The organism is Halobacillus sp. BBL2006, from assembly GCF_000786645.1.
Lineage (GTDB): Bacteria > Bacillota > Bacilli > Bacillales > Halobacillaceae > Halobacillus.
This window is the reverse complement of record NZ_JRNX01000630.1, coordinates 1-5847: the sequence shown is the minus strand read 5'-3', so window position 1 is coordinate 5847 and position 5847 is coordinate 1. Positions and strand designations below refer to the sequence as shown.

At 43.6% G+C, this 5847-nt stretch carries 10 protein-coding genes; 1 reads left to right on the top strand and 9 read right to left on the bottom strand.

What is annotated here, in order from left to right; all coding sequences use genetic code 11:
- Positions 1-309: 309 nt before the first annotated feature.
- Positions 310-780, bottom strand: coding sequence for a hypothetical protein (locus LD39_RS17260; RefSeq protein WP_035550546.1), 471 nt, complete (start codon positions 778-780; stop codon positions 310-312).
- A gap of 204 nt (positions 781-984) precedes the next feature.
- Here LD39_RS17260 and LD39_RS17255 point away from each other — a divergent pair, with 204 nt between their 5' ends.
- Entirely contained in the window at positions 985-1383 is a 399-nt protein-coding gene (locus LD39_RS17255; RefSeq protein WP_035550543.1) for a GNAT family N-acetyltransferase, read from the top strand.
- Between the two features lie 40 nt (positions 1384-1423).
- Here LD39_RS17255 and LD39_RS17250 read toward each other — a convergent pair whose 3' ends face one another.
- The 8 genes from LD39_RS17250 to LD39_RS17215 all read right to left on the bottom strand — a co-directional run bounded on the left by LD39_RS17250 (position 1424) and on the right by LD39_RS17215 (position 5682).
- A complete protein-coding gene (locus LD39_RS17250) occupies positions 1424-1966 on the bottom strand; it encodes a DUF6241 domain-containing protein (RefSeq protein WP_035550540.1) in 543 nt (180 codons plus the stop codon).
- A gap of 109 nt (positions 1967-2075) precedes the next feature.
- Entirely contained in the window at positions 2076-2846 is a 771-nt protein-coding gene (locus LD39_RS17245) for an SDR family oxidoreductase (RefSeq protein ID WP_035550537.1), read from the bottom strand.
- Positions 2847-2934: 88 nt separating this feature from the next.
- Positions 2935-3708 carry an ABC transporter permease gene (locus LD39_RS17240; protein ID WP_052158931.1) on the bottom strand — a complete coding sequence of 258 codons (774 nt, stop codon included), beginning with the start codon at positions 3706-3708 and terminating at the stop codon, positions 2935-2937.
- The gene (locus LD39_RS17235) at positions 3686-4606 is read right to left on the bottom strand and encodes an ABC transporter ATP-binding protein (protein WP_035550534.1); all 921 of its coding nucleotides are present in this window, start codon (positions 4604-4606) and stop codon (positions 3686-3688) included. The genes LD39_RS17240 and LD39_RS17235 overlap by 23 nt, the downstream gene beginning before the upstream one ends.
- Positions 4603-4824, bottom strand: coding sequence for a PLD nuclease N-terminal domain-containing protein (locus LD39_RS17230; RefSeq protein WP_231572605.1), 222 nt, complete (start codon positions 4822-4824; stop codon positions 4603-4605). Before LD39_RS17230 ends, LD39_RS17235 begins: the two co-directional genes overlap by 4 nt.
- A 129-nt stretch (positions 4825-4953) precedes the next feature.
- Positions 4954-5283, bottom strand: coding sequence for a YbjQ family protein (locus tag LD39_RS17225; protein ID WP_035550531.1), 330 nt, complete (start codon positions 5281-5283; stop codon positions 4954-4956).
- A complete protein-coding gene (locus tag LD39_RS17220; RefSeq protein ID WP_035550528.1) occupies positions 5264-5458 on the bottom strand; it encodes a hypothetical protein in 195 nt (64 codons plus the stop codon). The genes LD39_RS17225 and LD39_RS17220 overlap by 20 nt, the downstream gene beginning before the upstream one ends.
- Complete coding sequence (locus LD39_RS17215) at positions 5455-5682, bottom strand: hypothetical protein (RefSeq protein WP_035550525.1); 228 nt, start codon at positions 5680-5682, stop codon at positions 5455-5457. Before LD39_RS17215 ends, LD39_RS17220 begins: the two co-directional genes overlap by 4 nt.
- Between the last annotated feature and the right edge of the window lie 165 nt (positions 5683-5847).

The window sequence follows — 5847 nt, the reverse complement described above, 5'->3', positions numbered from 1 at the left end:
CCGCTGCGGGGTCTTCGGACACGTGCTGTTCCCACAGGAGTCTCCGCATTCTGTCTACGCTGATGAAAATGAAGCATGTAAAAGAAGGATTTAGACCATTCCAGCGTAGGAGATACATGGAGACTTCTGCGGGAGGAAGGCATCGGTGAGACCCTGCAGTGCGCAGCACGAGGAGGCTCATCAGCCGCCCGCGAAAAGCGGAGTGTATTTACGAAGCGGTCATTCAGAGCAATCCATTACTTCTAAATTTCCATACCCTTAGTTGTTCGTCTTTAGATTGGATGCTTTTAATTGTGTCCCAGTCCCTTTCTAGATTGCGTTTGCGATTTCCATGGCCTGCTGGGTGCGTTTTTCTTTATTCGTGCTGTGATATTCCAATTGATAGACGACATTGTCTTCACTGTTATACCACTCAACATAAACGTGATCTTCGCGTTCTTGAACGCCCGCGACAGCTCCGGAGTTCAGAGGGATTTGCAACTCAGATTCTTCTAAAATGTTACCAGGGTCAAAAACACTACGAACCTTCAGACTTTCTTTTCCTTTGGATTCGTATTGAACTTCTACCATGTTGTCCTCTGAGGATGCTTCTACTGACGAAACATCAAAGGGGATTTCATCCGGAAGGCCAATTCGTTCTTGCTCTTTTTCAGAAAGAGACGCAATGGAATCTGCAAAAGTTTGCGGGTAGTTCTCTTTTAAATCCTCTAAGGCAAGGTCTTGTGACGAACATCCCACTAATAGGAATAGAAAAGCTAACCATACAATTTTTTTCAACATGTTTCACTCGCTTCCTGATGAAAACTTCCGTCCATAGTTTAGCATAAAATCAACGTTGACATAACTTGTTGGAATTTTCTAATAAAAAATTGGAACAAAACCGTTTTTAGTTCGTAAGAAAGGGAAGATAGACAATGATGACCTATTCTTCAGGCCGGGTGAGAAGATATAGAGAAAAACTTCAAGAAGGAAGGAACGGTTCGTATGGAAACCATTAAAATTCGTTCATTTCACGAAAATGACTTTGATGCCGTACAATTATTGAATGAAAAGGAAGGATGGAGCGGTCTTGTCGAACACGGTCAAGAAACCCTGTGTTCCTGGCTGAATTCTGAACCGGCCCTCATCGCGATGGATGGGGATGAAATCGTAGGTTATTTAAGAGGGTTGACCGATGGCAATGTTACGCTTTATATCTGTGAATTGCTCATTAAAGAGAGTCACAGGGGGCGTGGCATTGGAGAACACTTAATGCAAGTCGCCCATGAGTGCTATCCAAGCACTCGCGTGGAGATGCTGGCGACGAGTAGTTCCCAGGGCTATTATGAAAAAAGGGGATACCGATCTTTTTATGGTTTCAGAAAAGCCGCAGAAGAAATGTGAAAAAAGCCCGTGGCTTCAGGCCGCGGGCTTTTATAAATGATTAATTATGTGTTTGAATGAAGGCTGCTTCTTCTTCAGGAGATAAAATGCCGCTCGCTTTTCCGACAGTTCCATTTTGCAGACGCCAAATTCTGTTATGGTCCTCGTCTGCTGTGGAGAAATCTTCTGCCTTCCATTTTTCTAAAATCTCACGATAGACTTTCTCATGAGTCAATTCTGCTTGTTCCAACCCTTCCAGAAGCCACGTGACTCTTTTTGGGTGAAGCTCGTAATACCCCCATTTTTTCCTGGCTTCCACTTTTTGGTGCGACATCCAGTGGATATACTCCTGATACGTATCATCGTCCATCTCACTAGCTGCGACGGCTTGTCCAAATGGGTTTTTTCCTGCTTTCTCATACTCGTTCAGTTCCTCAAGGCTTACCGCACCGCTTCCTTCTGCTCTTTCTGCTTCTGCTTGAGCATCACTTTTAGCAGCAGCTTCTGCGGCTTCGGAGTTGAAGATTGTTTTTTGTGCGTACCAGCCAGCGACACCGGCAAGTAGAAAGATCCCCAGGATGCCGAAGCCTATTATTTTTTTCATCTCCCAAGCCCCCTGTTAATTATATTGCGACTAAAGTACCGTTTCCAATTACTACTATTGTAAACAAAAAAGAGCAGACTTGGAAGCCTGCTCTGGAAAAAATATAGGATTATTGATCGACAAAATGCGCTAATTTAGCAGCGATTGATCGGGGCATGACCTTGGAAGCGTAAGCCATTGACTGGTTGGCTGCACCTGGGATGACCACGCGTTTTCCTTTCACAAAACCGAGGAATCCAGCCTTTGCTACCTGTTTCGGAGACATTGTGCTGTTCACTAGCTTGGTATGCTCAGCCTGAGCGGTTTTGAAAAAGTTCGTGTCTGTCGCACCCGGACAAAGGGTCGAAATCGTGATGCCCGTCCCGCGCAATTCCTCTACGAGAGCTTCAGAGAAAGATAGAACATAGGCTTTTGAAGCATAATAGACAGCCATTTTTGGACCTGGCTGGAATGCAGCTGTGCTTGCTACGTTAATAACTCCTTTAGGAATATCATAGAGTGGTGCGTTTTTGATATCCTTCAAGAAGAAGTGTGTCAATTCTGTAAGTGCATTGACGTTGACTTGCAGCATTTTTTGCTGGTCAAGAAGAGGAAGTTCGTCGAATTGTCCATTTAATCCGAAGCCTGCGTTGTTGACTAACACTTCGACAGTGAGCTCTAAGTCTTTCACTTTGTTGTAAAGAACTTCTGCCGCACCCGGTTCAGATAAATCGTGAGGGATGACGGTGACAGGATGCTCTCCTAATTCTTCCTTCAGTTGAATCAGTTTGTTTTCTGAACGGGCAACGATGATCAAGTTGTAACCAGATTTTGCAAATAAATGGGCGAATTCGTAGCCGATTCCGCCTGAAGCTCCGGTAATTAGTGCCGTTGGTTTCATCACATTCTCTCCTTTGGACTTGTGGGATAATAATTACTTTCTCTTTGATTATACCCCTGGAACCCTGTGCTTCAATCTACTAGTTGGTTCAAGCGATTTCTTTTCTTTTTAAAGTGAAGGTTGCAAAGAAGAGCAATAGAATGATGGAACCGGCCGTAATGCCCGCAGCTCCCCATAAGTCATGTCCAATGTTCCCTGTGTTCACCATTTCTCTAAGATAGCCGGTCATAAGGGATGGGCTCCTTTCGATCAAGTGAGAAAAAATACGGCTCACTGTTGAGAGTGTGATCAGTGAACCCATGGTAAAGAACAACACTAGGCCAGGAGATTTTGATAATGTATTCATAAATAGGCTGATGGCTAAAACCAGAGCAATCCAGAGGCCATAGAAGCAAAAGGTGCTCCCGAAACTGGCAAAGGATACTTCACCAAATAACAGATTCACATAGTACCAGCTGGATAAAAGGCCGAGAAGAAGGGCCACAAGAACAAGAAAAACATGAGCGGCCCATTTTGCTGTGACGTAAGAAAAATAAGAAACCGGCTTTACGAGAATGAGTTCCGCTACCCCGCTTTTCCTCTCACCCGCAATGGTGCCCATGGAAATCAGCGCAATAACTAGAAGGCCAATCGTATTTAATTGGGAGATGCTCATCATGAAGATTTCACCGGAAGGGGGAGTTGGAATGTTAATCGTTGCTCCTTCCGGCAGTCCACCAGTCGCTTTTAAGATTTGCGGAAGGTAGTAGGTGGAAAGCGGATCGATGATAGAAAGTAAAATAAATACAAGTGGCACCCAAATCCATTTGAAATTTCTCCAGGATTCCAGAATCTCTTTTCTAAATAGAATCATCCATTGCATGATTGTTCACCACCTTCATGAATAAATCTTCGAGCGTCGTCTGTCCAATTTCGAATTTTTGGAGCGGCCATTTGTGTTGGCTTGCCAAAGATAAAATCTGATCACGGGCAGCTCCTGTGTCTGTTACATATAAATGAAGCGTCTGTTTTTGAAGCTCAGATCGTGTGACAAAATTAAGCGACTCGAGCTCTTTTTGATAAGTTTCCGTATCGTTTGAAAAACGAAGCGAAACTTTATCCACCTGATGCTTCGCTTTCACCTGATCAAGTGCTCCTGATTCAACGATGCTGCCTTTATGCATGAGGAGGATTTCATCGCTTGCTTCTTCTGCATCACTGAGGATATGTGTTGAATATAAGATCGTCGTTTCACGTTTGAGTTCTTCCATTAAGTTGAGTACATCTCTGCGTCCAATTGGGTCCAGTGCGGAGACAGGTTCATCAAGCATGAGCAGCTTAGGCTGGTGAATAAGGGCTTGCGCAATACCTAACCGCTGCTTCATCCCTCCGGAATATTTGCCGATGCGCCGATTTTTTGCTTCCGCTATGCCCACCCTTTCTAGAAGCTCTTCGGTATGTGTGGATGCCTCCTTTATGGAAAGGCGTGCGAGTCTACCCACATACATAAGAAATTCCTTACCAGTCATCCATGAATGAAAATGGGGGTGCTGAGGCAAATACCCGATATGTCCACGGATATCCTTGGCTTCAGAATCTTCAAATCTTACATCTCCTCTGGAGGGGGAGATCAGCCCTGCCATCATACGCAGCGTTGTTGTTTTGCCAGCTCCATTTGGACCGAGAAGGGCGACACATTTTCCTTTTTCAAGAGCAAAAGATACGTCATTGACAGCGGGATGCTGGTCGTAGATTTTGGTGAGATTTTTGACAGATATCATGCATCTTGTCTCCTTCCAAAAATGAAGTAAGCGATCGGACCGATGGTGTTGATCAATAGGATGATTAACGCCCACATCCACTTCGGACCGTTCGTAGCTTCTGCTTTTACCAGGCTGATGAGTGCCGTTATCATGAGAATCAATTGGATGACGAAAAGCGGTGCTAATATAGCAAAGTTATCTTGCACAACTTGCATCACGTTTAATGTTAACAGCATGAGGTGCACCTCCTTGAGTTTTATAAATCATGCTCTGAAAATAACTAGTTACTAAAGTTATTTCAGCAAGTGAGATTTTTAATGGTTTCCACATCAAGATTTAACAAGGTTATTTATAAACAAGGCTTATCAGTCATTTTTCATTTTCTTAAGAGAAACAGCCGTTCCATAGGCAATGATCTCCGAAGCCGCACTCGTCACACTGGAAGTTTCAAGACGTACGGCGATGATGGCATCAGCACCTTTTTCCTCTGCATGCTGCTTCATTCGACCGATCGCATGTTGTCTTGCTTCATCCATCATTTTTGTATAATCGGTAATTTCTCCACCTACTATATTTTTCAATCCAGCTAAGATATCACGGCCGATATTCTTGGACTGTACGGTACTTCCTCTTACAAACCCCTTCAATTCTATAACTTCGTACCCTGGTACATAATCAGTAGTCACTATAATCATGGTTTGCTTCCTCCTTTTTTTCGTTTCGTCTTTCACGAATTAACACAAATAAAATGACAGCCAGAAATAAATACGACGATAACAACAGAATTATGCCTGGCCATAGATAAAAGAAGATCAACACATAAGCGGTCAGCTGGCTGAATAGAGCCAGGAAGATAAGGAGCATTTTCATGATGGACGACCTTCCTTACTTGATTCTTTCCAAGCTGTTTTAAGCAAAATCCAAAAAACAATACTTGGAACCGGAAATTGAATAAGCCCGATAATTCCCCACAGCCAGGGAACCTTTCCTATTTTTCTAGCTTTAATGAATAAAATAGAACTTTGGGTGAGTAAGATGATTGCAATAAGGATGATTCCCCAAACAGGGATCTTGTCTGGTCCATAATGGTTCATTGTTTCCACGCCACCGTTCTCAAGTTTTCTTTAATAAAATATCCACCTAAGATCACCAGTGAGGTCGCTTGTATGGCCAGGAACAAGCCGGGCGCATAGAAGACGGTCGCCGCAAGTGTACTTAATAAAATGAAGGAAAGGATCCATAGCAGCACCAGTTCTACC